At 57.9% G+C, this 18,281-nt stretch carries 17 protein-coding genes; 6 read left to right on the top strand and 11 right to left on the bottom strand.

Translation table 11 applies throughout. The features are described 5' to 3' along the window. Nucleotides 1-64 precede the first annotated feature (64 nt). The gene (gph, locus tag ACR0JI_RS04975; protein WP_480475587.1) at nt 65-724 is read right to left on the bottom strand and encodes a phosphoglycolate phosphatase; all 660 of its coding nucleotides are present in this window, start codon (nt 722-724) and stop codon (nt 65-67) included. 217 nt (nt 725-941) lie between these two features. On the opposite strand from gph, the gene hemP reads away from it, so the two are divergent. Together hemP and ACR0JI_RS04965 are read left to right on the top strand one after the other, a co-directional pair. After that, nucleotides 942-1,109 carry a hemin uptake protein HemP gene (gene hemP, locus ACR0JI_RS04970; protein WP_209504713.1) on the top strand — a complete coding sequence of 56 codons (168 nt, stop codon included), beginning with the start codon at nt 942-944 and terminating at the stop codon, nt 1,107-1,109. After that, the gene (locus tag ACR0JI_RS04965; protein WP_480475589.1) at nt 1,106-1,582 is read left to right on the top strand and encodes a hypothetical protein; all 477 of its coding nucleotides are present in this window, start codon (nt 1,106-1,108) and stop codon (nt 1,580-1,582) included. Before hemP ends, ACR0JI_RS04965 begins: the two co-directional genes overlap by 4 nt. Before the next feature lie 49 nt (nt 1,583-1,631). Here the strand turns inward: ACR0JI_RS04965 and ACR0JI_RS04960 are convergent, their stop codons facing one another. The 8 genes from ACR0JI_RS04960 to ACR0JI_RS04925 all read right to left on the bottom strand — a co-directional run bounded on the left by ACR0JI_RS04960 (nt 1,632) and on the right by ACR0JI_RS04925 (nt 12,618). Continuing rightward, entirely contained in the window at nt 1,632-4,697 is a 3,066-nt protein-coding gene (locus ACR0JI_RS04960) for an aminotransferase class III-fold pyridoxal phosphate-dependent enzyme (RefSeq protein WP_480475591.1), read from the bottom strand. Nucleotides 4,698-4,804: 107 nt separating this feature from the next. Further along, a complete protein-coding gene (locus tag ACR0JI_RS04955; protein WP_480476906.1) occupies nt 4,805-5,719 on the bottom strand; it encodes an NAD(P)-dependent oxidoreductase in 915 nt (304 codons plus the stop codon). A 59-nt stretch (nt 5,720-5,778) separates the two neighbouring features. Then, on the bottom strand, nt 5,779-6,168 hold the full coding sequence (gene cueR, locus ACR0JI_RS04950; RefSeq protein ID WP_480475593.1) for a Cu(I)-responsive transcriptional regulator: 390 nt from the start codon (nt 6,166-6,168) through the stop codon (nt 5,779-5,781). Further along, a complete protein-coding gene (locus ACR0JI_RS04945; RefSeq protein WP_480493657.1) occupies nt 6,165-8,633 on the bottom strand; it encodes a heavy metal translocating P-type ATPase in 2,469 nt (822 codons plus the stop codon). The genes cueR and ACR0JI_RS04945 overlap by 4 nt, the downstream gene beginning before the upstream one ends. Nucleotides 8,634-8,712: 79 nt before the next feature. Then, complete coding sequence (locus ACR0JI_RS04940) at nt 8,713-9,477, bottom strand: SDR family NAD(P)-dependent oxidoreductase (RefSeq protein WP_480493658.1); 765 nt, start codon at nt 9,475-9,477, stop codon at nt 8,713-8,715. After that, nucleotides 9,474-10,466 (bottom strand): SDR family oxidoreductase, encoded by a 993-nt coding sequence (locus tag ACR0JI_RS04935; protein ID WP_480493659.1) that lies wholly within the window; start codon nt 10,464-10,466, stop codon nt 9,474-9,476. The genes ACR0JI_RS04940 and ACR0JI_RS04935 overlap by 4 nt, the downstream gene beginning before the upstream one ends. After that, complete coding sequence (locus tag ACR0JI_RS04930; RefSeq protein WP_480475601.1) at nt 10,403-11,305, bottom strand: bile acid:sodium symporter family protein; 903 nt, start codon at nt 11,303-11,305, stop codon at nt 10,403-10,405. The genes ACR0JI_RS04935 and ACR0JI_RS04930 overlap by 64 nt, the downstream gene beginning before the upstream one ends. Continuing rightward, nucleotides 11,302-12,618 (bottom strand): flavin-containing monooxygenase, encoded by a 1,317-nt coding sequence (locus tag ACR0JI_RS04925; protein WP_480493660.1) that lies wholly within the window; start codon nt 12,616-12,618, stop codon nt 11,302-11,304. The genes ACR0JI_RS04930 and ACR0JI_RS04925 overlap by 4 nt, the downstream gene beginning before the upstream one ends. 140 nt (nt 12,619-12,758) lie before the next feature. Between ACR0JI_RS04925 and ACR0JI_RS04920 the strand changes: the two genes are divergently transcribed. Beyond that, nucleotides 12,759-13,346: a TetR/AcrR family transcriptional regulator gene (locus ACR0JI_RS04920; protein ID WP_480879330.1), complete on the top strand. Its 588-nt coding sequence runs from the start codon at nt 12,759-12,761 to the stop codon at nt 13,344-13,346. A 220-nt stretch (nt 13,347-13,566) separates the two neighbouring features. Here ACR0JI_RS04920 and ACR0JI_RS04915 read toward each other — a convergent pair whose 3' ends face one another. Both ACR0JI_RS04915 and ACR0JI_RS04910 read right to left on the bottom strand, forming a co-directional pair. Continuing rightward, complete coding sequence (locus ACR0JI_RS04915) at nt 13,567-14,187, bottom strand: pyridoxamine 5'-phosphate oxidase family protein (protein ID WP_480475608.1); 621 nt, start codon at nt 14,185-14,187, stop codon at nt 13,567-13,569. Nucleotides 14,188-14,198: 11 nt separating this feature from the next. Next, nucleotides 14,199-14,663, bottom strand: coding sequence for a nuclear transport factor 2 family protein (locus tag ACR0JI_RS04910; RefSeq protein WP_480475610.1), 465 nt, complete (start codon nt 14,661-14,663; stop codon nt 14,199-14,201). Nucleotides 14,664-14,966: 303 nt separating this feature from the next. Between ACR0JI_RS04910 and ACR0JI_RS04905 the strand changes: the two genes are divergently transcribed. The 3 genes from ACR0JI_RS04905 (at nt 14,967) to ACR0JI_RS04895 (ending at nt 18,278) form a co-directional block, all read left to right on the top strand. After that, complete coding sequence (locus ACR0JI_RS04905) at nt 14,967-15,530, top strand: TetR/AcrR family transcriptional regulator (protein WP_480493663.1); 564 nt, start codon at nt 14,967-14,969, stop codon at nt 15,528-15,530. Between the two features lie 142 nt (nt 15,531-15,672). After that, nucleotides 15,673-16,830 (top strand): acyl-CoA dehydrogenase family protein, encoded by a 1,158-nt coding sequence (locus ACR0JI_RS04900; RefSeq protein WP_480493665.1) that lies wholly within the window; start codon nt 15,673-15,675, stop codon nt 16,828-16,830. Nucleotides 16,831-17,006: 176 nt separating this feature from the next. Beyond that, a complete protein-coding gene (locus ACR0JI_RS04895) occupies nt 17,007-18,278 on the top strand; it encodes an NAD(P)/FAD-dependent oxidoreductase (RefSeq protein WP_480493667.1) in 1,272 nt (423 codons plus the stop codon). The last annotated feature ends 3 nt before the right edge of the window (nt 18,279-18,281 follow it).

The raw sequence follows: 18,281 nt of genomic DNA, 5'->3' as shown, positions 1-18,281 counted from the left end.
TAACTTTTAGGGGTTCGCGAAAGCCCAAGCCATTCGTTTGATAACTGACATCGTGTGAACGTACTTAGTTCTGGATCAATTTGGTCACGAGTGTCGGCAGTGTTTCGGATGCACTGTACGCAACGGTGTGCGGTATACTGGCCACCGGGGTTTTGCGGTACCCTTCCGTGAACAACAGAAACGGTATCCTGGCGTTTACAGCTGTTTCTGCGTCGACTTCGCTGTCGCCGACATACAAGCGTGTGCCCGAGGTCCCAAGTGCTTTGAAGCTTTCCAGCAGGTGGCCCGGATCCGGTTTGCGAATTGGCAATGTATCACCTCCGAAAACAACGTCGAAGAACCGGGATAGGTTGAGCGCCTCCAGCACGTGACGTGCGGGTGCTTCGGGTTTGTTGGTGCAGATACCAAGAACGCACCCCATCTGTTTCAGTTTTTCCAGGGCTTCGGGAACTCCGGGATAAGGCACAGTCGTTGCACTGACGGCCGCATTGTAATGCTTCAGTGTCTGTTGTGTGAGTTCCGCGTGGCGATCCATGGGCAAATCACAGTGTCGCATCAGGCGCTCGACCAGTTTGGGAAGGCCATTGCCAACAAACCCTCTGACCACATCAACGGGTATAGGATCGTGACCGACGCCATTCAGCGTTTTATTGGCCGCTGCTGCCAGGTCCCCGACGCTGTCGACCAACGTTCCATCCAGATCAAAAACAACTGCTGCGGTCATGTTTTGCTTGCCTTTCAATACCCGCCCCAAGTCTTAACCCGTCGTTTTCAGGGGCGCAATCGGCTCAATGACGCCTGATTTGAAACAGCGCTTGACATTCCTTACTAAAATAATCAGATTTAATGACAGGAACGGAAAGCCAACCCTCTCGGGTCAGCCAGATAAAACGAAACGCAACAGGTATGGCACCATGCCGACTCGCTCTGGAGATGCCCCGATGAACGTACAGAACCCGACCCCAACCCAAGGTTATGCTGTCTCGATGCTGCCTGCGCACAAGGCCGAGGATTTGACCAAAGGTGGCCACCTGGCCCATATCGAGTTGGGTGACCAATTGTATACCCTGCGCATCACCCGTGCAGGTAAACTGATCCTGACGAAATGAGCGCGCATTCATTGCGCGGCGGTGCCGCGGTCGGCCGTCTGGCGGATCTTGATCCAGTCGAAGCGGGTGCGGTGATGTATCTGCGGATGTGGAGCCAGGGTGAAAGCGGTCGCGCTGATATCGCGAGCGATTTTTGCATAGCGCTGGGATCAGATTATGGGCGTGCCGCCATGCTGACGCTGGATCGTCTGTGTTCGCTTTGCGCAACGCATTGTCGACGCCCGCTAATCAGGCACGGTCTGGGGTGTGCATGTCTGGGCGCGGATGAGAATTGTTTTGCCCAAATGGTTGCCGCCGCATCCGAAGGGGCACGCGAAGACGCGATGATGATGGCGTCACTGATCGTGCGCCCGGATTTTGCGCCTGCTCTGGCATCCCTGTCGGAGGAACTGGGCCTGACGCTCCGGCGTATGACGACGGGAAATGCGATTCCGACGACAGGCCACGATACCCGCACTGCCGTTTTGCATTGACTGTGCTTGCAGGACGGTCAAACCCCGGCAAAGCGCCGGGGTCAATCCTTCAGCAGCACCCGCATCCCGCGTGGTGATGGTCGTGACCGCAAACCGGAGCAGGAGAGAAGTCACCGACCTCGGACAGCACGTCCCTTAGCGCCCACAGGATCATGTCCACATCCTCGGCCTCAATCGTCAGCGGTGGGCGGATTTTCAGGATGTTGTCCTTTGGTCCCTCACTGCCGATCAGAATTCGGTGATCACGCATCCGATTTTTGACATAGCTGCAAATCTCGGTTCCTTCGGTTCCGTCGGGATTGATCAGCTCAACACCCAGAAACAGTCCCATGCCCCGTACATCGCCAACGCAACCAAAGTCGGCTTCGATCTGGCGCAGCCCGATTTTCAGGCGGTCACCCATCTGACGCGCATTGTCCTGCAGGCCTTCATCATCGACGATGTCCAATACTTCCTTGCCGATCCGGCAAGACAGCGTCGATCCGCCAAAGGTCGAGAAGAATTCGATCCCGTTATTGAAGCTGTCGGCAATCGCCCGCGTCGTCACCAGCACACCCAGAGGGTGCCCGTTACCAATGGGTTTACCCATCACCACGATATCAGGAAGCGCGCCCTGATGTTCAAATCCAAAGTAATACTCACCCAGGCGACCCAGACCGGTCTGTACCTCATCTGCTATGCAGACACCCCCGGCGGCACGGATTTTTTCATAAACCGCAGGCAGGTAACCTTTGGGCGGAATGATTTGTCCACCGACAGACGGGAAAGTTTCGGCGATGAACCCGGCCAGACCCTGACCCCGGTCCTGCAAGGCAGCAATGGCCGGGTCCACAAGATCGGCAAACTTCTGCGCCCGATCCGCATCGTCACGCTTGAACGAACCGCGATAGTCGTCCGCAACCTCGACCAGTTCAACCCAGTCGGCTTTCCCGATGCCACCGGGTTTGTTGAACTTGTAGGCCGATATCGCCACAGCCGCATTCGTATTGCCGTGATAGCCATGGTCTGGCGTCACGATCCCCTTGGCGCCGGTATGGGCACGGGCAAGCCGCAGGGCCAGTTCGTTCGCTTCAGTTCCGGAATTGACGAAGAAGCAGACCTCGAAGTGATCGGGCAGTTTGGACAGGATCTTGTCAGCAAAAGTTGTCTGTGCCGGATGCAGGTAGCGGGTATTCGAGTTCATCCGCTTCAACTGATCCGCCGCTACAGCTTGAATGCGGGGATGCGCATGACCCACATGAGGGACGTTGTTATAGGCGTCCAGATAGGGGCGGCCCCATTCGTCAAACAGGTGATGTTTCCACCCGCGTACGAGCATGACAGGGTCATCATAAGTCAGCGACAGGTTGCCGCCAAAGTGATCGCGGCGGCCTTGCAGGATCGCCTGTTTGTCGGTGGGTTGGTAGAAAACCTTGTCATCCGGCAGGTTCAGTAAGGCCGCCGGGTTCGGGCAGACTGCGTGCCACAACTCCATCTCATCCGGATCGCCGACACCGGGCCAATCCGCCTCCATGCCATTGGTTGTCAGCGCCAGCTGGAAATGCACATGCGGTGCCCATCCGCCATTCTGGCTGGCGTCGCCCAACCGGGCGAACGCCGCCCCCTGTGCCACCGGATCGCCGGGTTTCAACCGGTCACAGCATTCCGGGTCCAGATGACCATAGAGCGTGTAGAACGGATCGCTATCCGGCGTTCCATGGTGCAGGATTATCACCGCACCGTAATCGAGGTGCTGATCTCGGTTCTCGACCACTTCGACCCGCCCGCTCATTGGCGCATGCAGCACTGTCCCGGCAGGTGCAAACACATCTACCGCCAGATGCACTGTTCGCCGATCCGAGGCTTTCCAAGGCCCTTTGCGAAATCCCGGCTCGGCATAGATCAGGCGGGGTTCGTTGTAATAGCCCAGCCACAGCCCTTCGCCGTATTCTTCACCAACATGTGCGGCCTCGGCCAATGGCATGTGGAAAGGGTTCTGGGGCCACACACAATTTTCAACCGACAACGACCCCATAGGAACATCGCTTAGGTCCTGACCGAACAGTTGGGAAAACCGGCCGCGATGTTCTTGCAGATACGCATGGATGCGTTCTGCGCCGTCCACGACCGGCAGCCCGCACGCTGCCCGAAGACGCGCAGACATCAGTCCGCCGTTGACGGATGCATTCTCAAGAAACCGCCACGCAGGTGCCTGCGAGATTGTCACATATGGATCGTCCGGGTTTTCGACCGCCATCAGGGTCGAGTTGAGGACAGATACTGCCAGTCGCATCCGCAGCAGAGGCCAGATCAGGTCGATCTCCTCGGCTTGCAGTCGGTTTGCGGCATGGTACCCCCGTATGAGAGCAGTTAATGCCCGCTCGGGTCTGGCATGATCTAGCACCACATAGGCCCCGGCGATCGCAAGGTCACAGACGCGCGGTGCTGCACACATGTCACCCAGATCAATAAGGCCGGAAACCCGCCTCCGCTCGCCCAATTCGCCTTCAACCAGAACGTTATAATCATTGGCGTCGTTGTGAATGGCCTGTTTCGGCAGGCCCTCAAGCCTATCCGTGATCGCCGTGAATTCGTTGCAGATATCCCGAAGCAACGCCTGACGCGCGGGATCGCTGATGGCGCCCAGTTTGTCACTGATCCAACCCGCTTGTGTCAGGTCCCATTTGAAATCTGGGCGGTGCAAAGCTTCATGCTGAAACCCCTCCAGCGCGCGATCTGTTGCGCCCAAAACACGACCCAATTTCAGGATCAGCTCTTCGGATTTCGGGTTCGCTTGTGCATAGCAGCGCCCGGGCAGGCGTTCCTGCAACCACACCAGCCGCGATTTCCCTTCGGAATCGGAAATTTCCGGCAACATTGCGCCGTTCAACGCCGGGAACACCTTGGGAAACGGCAACCCCGGTGCTTCCGAGGCGATATGCGCAAGCGCTTCGATCTGAAGATCTACCAGACTCGCATCGCACCCCGCGCGCATGACTTTCAGCACATAGTCCTGACCATTTGTGGCTTGCGCCAGAAAGTTCAGATCATATTCGCCATCCAGCCGAGTCAACCGTGCGTCCAGTCCCCAGTTTTGGCGCAGCGCGTCCGCCCAGAAGTTCACCAAATCGCTCATGTCTTTCTCCGTCCCGCTCATCCGGGATCCTCTTCATCTGGCCGAAAATATCCTCGGGGGTGAATTGGCCCAAAGGGACAAGAGGGGGCAGACAGCCCCCCGACCCCTTAATCCAAGGCACGCAAACGTTTGAACAGCGATGACGTGTCCCATCGCCCGCCGCCCAGTTTCTGCACGTCCTTGTAGAACTGATCGACCAGAGCGGTCACCGGCAGAGACGCACCGGTTTCATTGGCCGTATCCAGACAAATCCCCAGATCCTTGCGCATCCAGTCCACAGCAAAGCCATGTTCGAACTGATCATTCAGCATGGTTTCATACCGGTTTGCCATCTGCCAGCTGCCTGCAGCACCCTGGCTGATCACCTCAACAACAGCCTTTCCGTCCAAGCCCGCTTTTTCGGCAAAGTGCAAGGCTTCACTGAGACCCTGAACCAGACCGGCAATCGCGATCTGGTTGCACATCTTGGTCATCTGGCCCGCGCCGCTGGCTCCGAGGCGACGGCAGATTTTGGAATAGACGTTCATTACCGGCTCAGCCGCATCATAAGCTGTCTGATCGCCGCCACACATAATTGAGAGAACGCCGTTTTCAGCGCCGGCCTGACCGCCCGAAACCGGGGCGTCCACAAAAGCGATACCCTGAGATAGGCCAGCAGCGTAAAGCTCGCGCGTGACCTTTGCTGAAACCGTCGTGTGGTCAACAAAAATGGCCCCGTTGGACATTCCCTGAAACGCGCCATCCTCACCGGTGCAAACCATGCGCAAGTCGTCGTCATTGCCGACGCAGGCCATGACAAACTCAGCATCCTTGACGGCGTCTTTCGGAGTGGCTGCCATCGCGCCGCCATGCTGCGCGACCCAGGCCTCGGCCTTGGTGGTCGTACGGTTGTAAACGGTGACGTCATGGCCTGCGGTTTGCAGATGTCCGGCCATGGGATAGCCCATGACACCAAGGCCAAGGAACGCGACTTTTGCCATTTTGTGATCCTCTCCGCTGTTCGGTCGGCTTCCGCGAAACAGGCCTGACCAAAATCTCTGGCGAAGACAAAGCAAAGCTGCGCCCAAAGGGCAACCCCAAGTCAGCCTTTCCCACCCAGATCCCGCAGGATCGGGCAATCGGGCCGGTCGTCCCCGGCGCAGGCGTCGATCAGGTGGCTTAGCGTATCGCGCATGGCGTTCAGGTCTGCGATCTTGGTTTCGATCTGAACAAGATGGTCGCGTGCAACTTGTTTCACGTCGGCACTGGCACGGGTTTCATCTTCGTACAGCGCCAGCAAGGTCCGGCAATCCTCGATGGTGAACCCAAGAGCCCGGGCGCGGCCCAGAAAGTTCAGCTTGTGCACGTCCTGGTCGCGAAACCGGCGATAGCCATTGTCGTCGCGCATTGGTTTGATCAGGTTGATGTCCTCATAATACCGGATCGTCTTGGCGGGCAGGCCGGTGCGCGTGGAAACATCTCCGATATTCATGCGCGCACCTCTTTGGTGGCCGTACCTGAGGCTTCCGGCACGCTGGCGCGAATACGGCGCAGGCGCAGCGCATTCGAGACCACAAAAACGCTCGACAGTGCCATTGCACCAGCTGCCAGCGCTGGGGACAGCAGATAGCCGCCAAACGGGTACAGCGCACCGGCAGCCACCGGTATCAGAAGGACATTGTATCCGAAGGCCCAGCCCAAATTCTGGCGAATATTCTTCATTGTCCGGCGGCTGATCTCGGTCGCATTCGCGACGCCCCGCAAATCACCAGACATGAGGACAATGTCGGCTGTTTCGATGGCTACATCCGTGCCGGTTCCGATGGCGATGCCGATATCAGCCGCCGCCAGAGCGGGGGCGTCGTTGATCCCGTCACCGACAAAGGCCAGCACTCCGAACCGGTCCCGCAAGGCCGTGATTGCTTCTACCTTGCCATCGGGAAGTACCTCGGCAGTGACATGATCAATCCCCAGCCGGTCGGCCAGAGCCTGCGCGGTGCGCGCGTTGTCACCAGTGATCATTGCCACGGTCAAACCCATCTGGTGCAACCGTTCCAGCGCCTCCACTGTGCCGGGCTTGATCGGGTCAGAAACGGACAACGTGGCCGCCGCCTGCCCATCCAGAGCGACGAACAGAGGGGTTGCCCCCTGGGCGGCACGGGCTTCGGCCTCTTCCGCCAGGGCTCCAAGTGTAATCCCACGCTGCTGCATCAACCGGTGCGACCCGATCAACACGTCGCGGCCTTCGACCAACCCTTGCAGGCCAAGCCCGGTAAGCGAACGGACATCCGATACCTCTGGCAGTGTCGCGGGCCCCGCGCGGGTGATGGCGGATGCGATCGGGTGTTCTGACCGTGCCTCAAGGGCTGCGGCCAGTCGCAGAACTTCCTCCCGGTCAAACCCCTTCGCCGTTGTCACGCTGTCCAGTTCGGGGCGTCCCAGCGTCAGGGTTCCGGTCTTGTCCAACGCGATGACGCGCGCCTGCTGAAGCTGTTGCAACGCATCACCCTTGCGGAACAATACCCCCAGTTCTGCCGCACGTCCGGTACCCACCATGATCGAGGTTGGGGTCGCCAACCCCATTGCGCAGGGGCAGGCGATGATCAGAACTGAAACACCTGCGACAAGCGCAAGGGGAAGGGCCGGGCTGGGGCCGAAGATCAGCCAGAGCGCGACGGTGATCACCGCAACAGCGATGACCGCAGGAACAAAGCGATAGGTAATCCGATCCACCAACCCCTGAATAGGCAGTTTCGCGCCCTGCGCCTGCTGCACCATACGAATGATCTGTGCCAGAGCCGTGTCGCCACCGACCCGGGTGGCGCTTACCCGTAGAGCGCCGGTGCCATTCACGGTGCCGCCGACAACAGGCGCTCCCACCGACTTGCCAACAGGCACAGGCTCGCCCGTGATCATGCTCTCATCAACGTAAGAGGTGCCTTCAAGCACATCGGCATCCACCGGTACACGCTCGCCGGGGCGGATGTGCAGGATATCTCCGACAACGATTTCGGCGATTGGCCGGTCCTGTATCTGTCCGTCCAGTTCGACCCGCGCGGTTTTTTGTTGCAAACCCACCAGTTTTCGGATCGCAGCCCCTGTTTTGCCTTTGGCGCGTGCCTCCATCATCCGGCCAAGAAGGATCAGAACCACGATCACCGCGGCCGCTTCGAAATAGACATTGGCTGTACCTTGCGGCAACAGATCGGGCGCGAAAGTTGCCGTGACCGAGTACAGATAAGCCGCGCCGGTCCCAAGTGCTACCAACGCGTTCATGTCCGGCGTGCCCTGCACCAGCGACGGGATACCTTTGCGGTAAAACACACGGCCCGGTCCGATCAGCAGAGCCGAGGTCAGGGCAAATTGAATCAAATGGCTCGTCTGCGTTCCTATGGTCGCCTGTATCCAATGGTGGAAGGCGGGGATCACGTGCCCGCCCATCTCAAGAGTGAATACGGGGAGGGCCAGTGCCGCTGCCAGTATTGTGGAACGGGCTAGCCGCTGAATTTCGTCGTCTTCCCGGCTTTCTGGTTCGGCAACACTTTGGATACGCGCGGGGTATCCAATTCCGGTAATAACCTGTGCCAGCGCCTCGGGTGTAGTTGCCGCTGTCGCGTAAGTCACCGTGGCCGTCCGAGTTGCCAGATTGACCTGTGCTTCAATTACGCCAGCGGTGGATGCCAACGCACGCTCGATCTTACCAACGCAGGATGCGCAGCTCATGCCCTCGATGCTCAGATCCGCTTGACTTGTTTCAGCCGGATAGCCGGCTGCATCCAGCGCCGATGTCAGGGCCGAAACCGGCCCGTCAAATTCCACCTGCGCCGTCTTAGTCGCGAAATTGACCGAGGCCGCATCAACACCAGATACATTACGCAGCGCAGCCTCGACACGGCCCACACAGGACGCGCATCCCATGCCGGTGACTTTCAGTTCTGTCAGTGCTTTTTGCGCCATGCGACTCATCCCACGTGGTTTTCTGCCCTCCAGATGGGGGTTCCAGTGACAGGAAGGTCAAGGGGGTCGCGGCAAAATTCTACGATCCCGGCCCGCGCATGTTACGCTCCATTAAGCGCTGATACAGGCGTGGTGACAGACGGTTGAGCCACCACGACATGTGTGCAACGCGTCCGACCGGGATCATGGGCTGCGATTTGTCCAGTCCGCGCAGGATCGCCACGGCGGCGCTCTCGGGGCTCATTTCGTCCATTCCGTCCTTGGCCGATCCGGGGCGCGCGGTTCCGTCGGGTTGCTCCATTGCGTTGTCGGGGTTGGTGGCCACAAAAGACGGCGCTGCAATCTGAACCTGAACGCCATGTGGCTTTTCTTCGGATCGAAGCGATTTGAAAAAACCCTCAAGCGCGTGTTTCGAGGCTGCATAAGCCGTGCGATGGCAGAGCGGAGCGAATCCAGCCACCGACGAGATAGCCAGATGCGTTCCCTTTGACACGCGGAGAGGCTGCAAGAATGCACGAGCCATCTCAACGGCTGCAAAATAGTTGATATCGAACAGTGCACGGTGACTGGCCGTGTCAGACTGGTCAAACCCCCGAATTTGCGTAACCCCGGCGTTGTAGATGACCAGATCAATGCTGTCGCTTGACGTGATCGACCTTTGAATTGCGTTGGCAAGCTGTTCGGGGTCTGTCAGATCACAGGTAATTGGCAGTTGGTTCGGTTCTGTTTGGAGACCGGACACATCAAGATCCAACAGCACCACCCGCCACCCACGGGCTTGCAATGCGCGGCTTAGAGCCTGTCCCAAACCGCCCGCACCGCCGGAGATGACCGCGGTTTTCATAACCCGGCCTGCTGTTGCCAGAGCGCAAAAACCTCGGCGCTGGTTTTTTCGGGCACATAACCGAATTCAGATTTCAGGGCGGAGTTGTCCAGAACTGGCCGATATTGAAGGAACCGTACCTGTTCCGGCCCATAGCGAGATAAACCCAGTGGGCGCGCCACGGCTAGGGCCGCTTTCAACACCCATGCGGGCAGGCGCAGAACCGGTTTTCCCATGGCGCGGGCCAAGTCGGTCACGCCCATCGTGCCGTCACCGGCGACGTTGTAAATCCCGGTTGGCCCGTCGGTTGCTGCACGCTGAAGGATGCGAGCCAGATCCCGGGTCCAGATAAAGACAAACGGGCTTTCGCTGCCGGATACCGCCAGCAAACGTGGCTTGAGAAACAGGGCGGTGATCTGGTTTTCGGTTCCAGCCCCCAGAACCGTGCCCACGCGCAGAACAACCTGCTCAAGATCGGGGGCGGCGCTGCGGGCTTCGGCCAAAATCTCTTCGACCTGACGCTTGTGATCTGAATAAGGAAACTCGGGGTTGCCGCGCAATGGGTCGTCTTCGCGCAACGCTACAGGATTGTCTGCATGATAGCCATAAGCGGCACCGGAAGATGTGACGACCAATCTGCGCACCCCGTTTGCGATGGCGGCATTCACCACATTGCGCGTGCCTTCGACATCGACAGCATAGGCTACGGCGCGCGCCATCTTCGGTGGCGGCGTCACGACAGAAGCCAAATGCACAATCACATCCGGTTTCACCTTGGCTATCACACGTGCAGGAGCGTCGCTTGTAACATCCATGGACAAAAATGAGGCGTCTTGCGGCAGGTTAACCGGGCGTTTCAGATCGGTTGCAAAAACCTCGTTCCCCACAAGTTCGGGCAACAGCGTTTGCCCGACCATCCCGGCAGCACCGGTAATCAGGATGCGGGTCATCGTGCGGCCTCGGTTCGTGCCATGACCGACGCCAAAGCCAGGCCCGAGATAGCGTGCCATACTCCCCAGAATGCGGCGACCACGGCCATGCCGCCAAGACCGTTGAAAAATGCAAAGATTAGGACAAGCCCAAGTCCAGAGTTCTGAATTCCGGTCTCAATGGTGATGGCGCGGCGGTCAAAGGGGGACAGCCCGGTCAGAGTGGCCACAACCCAACCGCCCCCCAGCGCCAGGGCATTGTGAAGGATCACAAGCCCGGCAACAGCCCCGGCAAACCCAAGGAAAAACCCCCAGTTGGCAGCCAGAGCAAGTACGATAAACCCAGCAAAGATACCCATCGACAGAAGTTGCAGCGGTGCGCGTAACCGTGCCGTCAAGGCGGGGAGGCGTTGATTCAGCGTAATTCCCAGAACCAGCGGCAGGATCAGCATCAGACCGACCAGGATTGCGATCTGCATTGGGTCGATCTGGGTCTGTTGCAGGATTGCGCGGGTCGGTGGGTAAAGCCCGCCCCAAAGCGCAATGTTGAAAGGTGTCATAAAGATTGCACCGATAGTGGCGAAGGCTGTCATCGACACCGAAAGCGCTGCATTCCCGCCCGCGCGGTGGGTGATGAAGTTCGAGATATTGCCCCCTGGGCAGGCCGCGACAAGGATCAGGCCAAGCGCAATTGACGGTTGCGGTGCGGTAATCCACACCATCACAAAGGTCAGCGCAGGCAGGACGACGAGTTGTGAAATCAATCCGACAACCACTGGTTTGGGCGCGCGCCTTAAACGGTCAAAATCCCGAGGCGTCAGGTCGATGGCAATCGAGAACATCACGATTGCCAGAATGGCATTCAACAGCGTCAGAGACGCCGGACTGAAATTCAGTGTGATCTGGTCAATGCCACTCATGCGATGGCCTTCCGCAGCCGGTCGATCCAGCCGGTGACAGCCTTTCTGTACGTATTCTTGTCCACGTAATAGGCCATGCGGGGCAGGTCGATATAGTTCATGCCTCCGGTGGCGCGCGTATAGTCTTTTTGCTTTTCTGCTTGCAGATCGGCTGCCACGGGGCAGCCGTGTCGAAGCCCCTTGATGTAGCGCGCCACCATCTCGGCCTGCTCGTGCCTGCCCTGCCAGCCCAGACCTGTGGCCTCGACCATGCCCAGCACGAACAGATCGTCCCGTTCGGGATGTATCGTGTTCAGATACAGATGCGGGGCATCGCCTTGCCAGTTCAGCAGGTCCTTGTCGATAAACGGGTAGTGCAGTTTGTATCCGGTCGCGGCGAGGATCATGTCATAGTCGTCGCAGGAGCCGTCCTTGAAATGCACAGTGTGGCCTTCCAGCCGTTTAATGTCCGGGCGGATTCTCAGATCGCCATGGCCTGCGTGATACAGAACCAGCGAATTCACCACGGGGTGGCTTTCGTACAGCCTGTAATCCGGTTTGGGAAAGCCGTACTTCTGCGGATCGCCGACAAACCAGCCAAGGATCAGGCTGTCGACCTTACGCTTCAGCCACATCGGCAGACGGATCTTTCCGCCCATTGTGTCAGCGGGTTTGCCAAAGACGTATTTCGGGACGAAATAGTACCCGCGCCGCATCGACAGATCGCAGCGTTTCGCGTGATGGATCGCGTCCACTGCGATGTCACAGCCGGAATTACCTGCGCCCACGACCAACACACGCTTGCCGTCGAACTGACTGGGGTACCGGTATTGTGAGGCATGGATCAACTCGCCGTCAAACGTACCCGGAAAGCTGGGTACATTCGGTTCCGACAGGGTGCCGTTCGCAATGAGTACGCCGGCATATTCGGCCTGATGGTCGCCATCCTGATCCCGCCAGCACACGCGCCAACCGTCACCCGGATTGCCCAGCGGAGAGACCTGAGTGACTTCTGCATGGAATTTGTAATTCTCACGCAACCCGAAACGATCCGCAAATGCGCGGAAATAGTCGCGCATCGCCCGGTGCGAGGGGTACTCGGCGACTGCGTCATCCATGGGGAAATCCGCAAATTCGGTCATGCGTTTGGAAGAGATCAGGTGCGCCGACTCGTACATGGTTGATCTTGGGGCATCGATATCCCACAGACCGCCAACATCCGAATGCAACTCAAACCCCTGGAATGCGATCCCCTGTTCTTTCAGCACCTTGGCCGCGGCCAAACCCATTGGTCCCGCCCCGATCAGGGCGAATTCGTCGCGCGTTTCTGTCATGAACCCTCCCAAAGTTCGCGAGGTTTAAATTGAACGAACGACCAAAATAAGGCAAGATGAAATCCATGACGCTGAAAAACTTAGAAAAACCAAGACAAAGGGCACCGTCCAAGCGGTCTTTGGAAACCAAAGCGCGAATCATGGATGCCGCCGAAACAGTCTTTGCTGAACGCGGATTCGAAGGTGCGTCGATCCGCGATATCGCTGCGCTTGCAGGCGTTCAGGTTGGCCTTGTTCATCACCATGGCGGCGGCAAGGAGGAGCTGTTTTTTCGCGCCATAGCACGTCGTGCTGGCAAACTGGCACAGATCAGAACCGATGCGCTGAACAGGGCCAAAGGGGCGGGTCCACTGACACTGCGCGGAATCTTGGACAGTTTTATCCGGCCTTATGTGGAACTGGCAGAAACAGGCGGTTCGGGATGGATGGCCTATGGGCGCCTTGTGGCGCATGTCTCGGTCGATCCCCGTTGGCGCGATGTCGCGGCAGAGTGTTTCGATCCGACCGCCCGGCTTTTTATCGACGAAATCGCTGCTCTTTATCCAGATGTTGACCCTGCGCTGCTGGCCAGCGGCCAGGTCTATTCCGTTTCGGCAATGCTGGCGCATCTCAACAGTGGCTGGCGGGTCGGGGCCCTGTCGCAAGGCGGCAGGGTGTCAGAAGTGGAACGCCTGATCGATTTTTGTGCAGCCGGTATCGAAGCGATGGTTCAGACCAGTCGCGGTTGAACGCGCGGCATTGCTATTGCTGCAAATGGTTGAACAGGATGGTGCTGAACACAGAAGGTGGTGATGTTCGGACGGCGCTGGGCGAAGCAAAAAAACCAAACATCATTATCATAAGGATCAGGGCCGCTCCGGCAAGGCACGCCGCAGAAAGCTGAAAGACCGAACGAACCATTGGCTTATTCCCTGTTTATACTCAATAAAATCTGTGGTGTCTTACGCGTCACGAGAGCTTTGACAGCTCTTGTTTCAGCCTTTCATTTTCAGCCTGCAACTGCGCGAGTTGCTGGCCCAAACTGTTCAGATGCGGTCGCAGTTCGGCTTCGGTGAAACGCGGCGTGATGTGGCGCGGGCAGTTCCAGTCAAGCGCCTCAACACGTATGATCACCGCCCGCTCTGCAGGGGCTTCGGCCTCTTCTGGATACAAGCTGGCAGCGGCGGCTTGACCCTCCGTGAATTCGACACGCCCCAGGATCTTTAAACGACGTTGATTGGCGTAATCCATCAGGATCAACGCGACCCGATCGTTGCCGTCCAGATTCCCGCGCGAGATATACTGTTTGTTACCCGAAAAATCGGCATATCCGATGGTTTGGGGCCCCAGTACTTTCAGAAACCCGACCGGCCCGCCGCGATACTGCACATAAGGCCAGCCTGTTTCAGACACCGAGGATTGATAAAACCCGTCGCGCGCCTGAATGAACTGTTTTTCCGGCTCGCCGATCAAATGGCCCTGTTGCGGGCCACTTTCAATGAATTTGGCATAGGTTTTTGCCGATCCCATCCGCTCCTGATGGGCACGGACGGTAGGGGTGAAGGTCAGTTCGGAAAACGCACGCGGCACGGTATGTCCTTTCAAAGACCCAGATCAGAAAGCCCGAGATGGTCATCGGGGCGTTCACCCAATGGCCAATGGAACAAGCGGTCGCTTTCGGCTATGGGGTGATCGTTCAGCGAGGCATGCCGATGCGACATGCGCCCGTCTTCGGCAAATTCCCAATTCTCGTTGCCATAAGACCGGAACCACTGACCGCTATCGTCGTGCCACTCGTAAGCGTAACGAACGGCGATGCGATTACCGGTAAAGGCCCAGAGTTCCTTGATCAGTCGATAGTCCAGCTCCTTGTGCCATTTACGGCTTAGGAAGGCGTGAATTTCGCCATGTCCTGACAGAAATTCCGCCCGGTTACGCCACTGACTGTCATCTGTGTATGCGGGGGTGACGCGGTCGGGATCGCGGCTGTTCCAGGCGTTTTCGGCCATGCGTACTTTTTGTGTGGCAGTTTCGAACGTGAAGGGGGGAAGTGGGGGGCGGGACATGGTGCAGGGGGCTTTCAGGTCAGAGAGGCGGCAAGGATGGCCAGTGTCAGAAGAAATGGAACGTACTGAGGGGGGAATATGCTGGCGCGACGTTTCATCGGTCAAATCCTCTGGTGTACTGATCGGTTAACTTTCTAATAAGGTGTACCGATCTGTTAACTTTTGCAAGGGGAAAAGCAGAAAATTTTCCGCGCGGTTCAAGGCGAGCCATGAATTCTAATGAAAACAATGATTTGTGTTAGGCCGGTTGTACTTCATGTTTCGGGGTAATATGTACAGAACGGTACACCATGGAGCCGAATCATGCGTCCAAACAAACGGGATGAACTTGTCAGCAAAGCTCTGAAGGTTTTTTACCGCGACGGGTTTCACGCGACCGGCATGGATAAGCTGGTGGCGGAAACGGGCGTGTCGAAAACGTCGATGTACAAACATTTCCGCACCAAGGAAGACCTGATCGTAGCCGCTCTGCGCCTGCGGGATGAGAATTTTCGCGAGTGGTTCTATCGGCGCATCGAAGAGATGGCAGAAACACCGGCCGAGCAACTCATCGCTAGTTTTGATGCCTTGAAGGAATGGTTCGAAGAGGATGGGTTCCGGGGCTGCATGTTCATCAAGGCCGGGGCTGAATATCAGGATACAGATCATCCGATCCATGTGCAGGCTGCCGAACATAAGCAGCTGTTGCTGGAGCATTTCACGTCCGTCGCTGAACAAGCTAGTGCGCGTGATCCTCAGAAACTCGCCAGCCAGATCGTGTTGTTGCAGGAAGGGGCAATCGTGTCCGCGGTTTTGCTCAAGAATTGTGATCCTGCGGAAGACGCCAGGGATGCAGCACAGCAATTGCTGGCATTGGCGCTGAGTTAATTTCCTTAAAAACAAGCAGGTTCTTTTAGTTACTTAGCAAAGAAACGTTGCGTTGTTCGAAGTCGGAACGCCACGTCACGTGGATTGGCGGGAATCGGGCCGACCGTTAGGCTTTTGCGAAAGACTGTTTGGAGAGCCTTTGATGTCACTTTTCACTTCGACCGCGGCATGGGTCACCGACGAACACCGCATGTTCGCGGATATGGCTGGCCGGTTCATGGATGACGAACTGTCGCCGAATATCGAAACCTGGGTTGAAAACGGGGCCGTTGATCGCGACTTCTGGCGCAAAGCGGGTGAAACCGGCCTGATGGCTGGTGCAATCCCCGAAGAATATGGCGGCGTCGGCGGTGGTATGGGCTTTGACGCCATCACCGCGTACGAACAGGGCGCACGGGGCGACGCCGGCTGGGGCTATGGTATTCAGTCGATCGTGACCCATTATCTTACCGCTTATGGCAGCGAAGATCAAAAACGGAAATGGCTGCCCAAACTGGCTTCGGGCGAAATGGTCGGTGCACTTGCCATGACGGAACCCAGCACCGGCTCGGATGTTCAGGCTGTGCGCACAACGGCCGAGAAGGACGGAAACTCCTACCGGCTGAATGGCTCGAAAATCTTCATCACGAATGGCCAGACGGCGGATCTGATCATCGTGGCTGCCAAGACTGATAAGTCCGAGGGCGCGCGGGGTGTGTCATTGATCGTGGTCGAAACCGAAGGGGCCGAGGGGTTTCGCAGGGGGCGCAACCTCAAGAAACTGGGGATGAAGGGCAACGACACGGCCGAGCTGTTTTTCGAAGATGTCAAAGTTCCGATGACGAACCTGCTGGGGGCTGAGGAAGGTCATGGGTTTTATCAGTTGATGAAGCAACTGCCATGGGAACGGCTGAATATCGCGATCATGGCGCTGGGTTCGATCGATTTTGCCATTGCCGAAACGGTAAAGTACGTGCAGGAGCGCAAAGCGTTCGGTCAGCGGGTGATGGATTTCCAGAACACACGTTTCAAGCTTGCGGAATGCAAGACCAAGGCCGAGGTTCTGCGCAGTTTCGTCAATGACTGTATCGGCAAGCTGGAGGCAGGCGAACTGGACGCGGCAACCGCCTCGATGGCCAAATACTGGGGCTCGGAGGTGCAGAACGAAATCATGCACGAATGCCTGCAGCTGTTCGGCGGTTACGGTTTTATGATGGAGTATCCGATTGCCCGCCTCTACGCAGACGCGCGCGTGCAGATGATTTACGGCGGCACGAACGAGGTCATGAAAGAGGTGATTGCAAGGTCGCTCGACGTCTGAAGGTATCCGGGCGGCCTCTTGCCTGATGTCATCATCCCTGACGGACTATTCGCTTCTTTTGGACCTCGCAGGCCCGTGCTTGCGGGGTTTTTTCTTTGCTGACCCGACCGCAGTTGCCCACTTGCAAAGGACGTGCAGCGGTATGATGATCCGCCGACAAGACTCAGAGGTCTGACGTGAACGATCCCGAACAAGCCCTGTGGCGGACCACATGTACCGAATTAGTCACAGCTCTGCCGCTGAGAAGTGACACAAGCGTTGATCTGGCCATCATAGGTGGCGGATATACCGGGTGTTCAGCTGCCTTGACGGCAGCCCGTACCGGCGCTTCGGTCTGTTTGCTTGAAGCGCAGAAGATCGGGTTTGGCGGGTCAGGGCGCAATGTCGGTCTGGTCAATGCCGGGCTGTGGCTGCCACCGGATGAGATCCGCGCGCATATCGGTGCAGAGGCTGGTGATCGCCTGATCGATCTGCTGGGCAAAGCACCGTCAGACGTTTTTTCCCTGATCGAAGAACACGGCATCACATGTGAGCCCATTCGCAACGGAACCCTGCATTGCGCGCATTCCGCCTCGGGCCTGAAGGACCTGCAAACGCGACATGCGCAGCTAAGCGGGTCTGGCGCGCCGGTAGCGCTGCTGTCGGCGGATCAGGCCCGTGACCGGACCGGCAGCGATGCTTTTCATGGGGCGTTGTTCGACCCTCGCGCAGGAACAATACAACCCTTGGCTTATGTCATGGGATTGGCGCGTGCCGCGTCTCAGGCCGGGGTGCAGATCCATGAACAAAGCGCGGTGCAGACCCTTCGGTACGAAGGTGGGCAATGGGTGTTGACCACACCGGACGGGACTGTAAGGGCCAAGTCCGTCATTCAGGCAACCAACGCCTATCACCTTGGCTTGCCAGATACTGCGCCTGCCTATGTTCCCGTTTATTACTTTCAATACGCTACAGCCCCGCTGTCGCATAATCTGCGCGCCAGCATTCTGCCGCAGGCAGAAGGATGCTGGGATACCGGGCTGATCATGACGTCCTTCCGGCTGGATCAGGCGGGGCGGATGATCATTGGCGGCATGGGTGATCTGGGGAATGCAGGACGCAGCGCGCATACCGGATGGGTCCGACGCAAACTGGCTGAGCTTTATCCTCAGCTTGCCGATCAGCCGTTTGAACAGGGTTGGCACGGGCGGATTGCCATGACCTCGGACCATATCCCGAAAATCACGCAGATTGGCCCCAACGCTCTGGCCGCGCACGGATATTCCGGCCGTGGTATCGGCCCTGGCACGGTGTTCGGTCGAATGATGGCCGAAAGTCTTCTTGCAGGTGACCCCTCGCTTTTGCCGGTCCCTGTGGTGCGTGAGCATCGCGAAAGCTGGACGCGCGTGCGCCGCGCCTTTTTCGAATCCGGTGCGGCACTGACGCATCTGATAAAGGCGCGGATCTGAAAT

The organism is Ruegeria sp. N10, assembly GCF_056531545.1.
The sequence above is the reverse complement of the archived record's forward strand: the minus strand, read 5'-3'. Positions and strand labels throughout refer to the sequence as shown.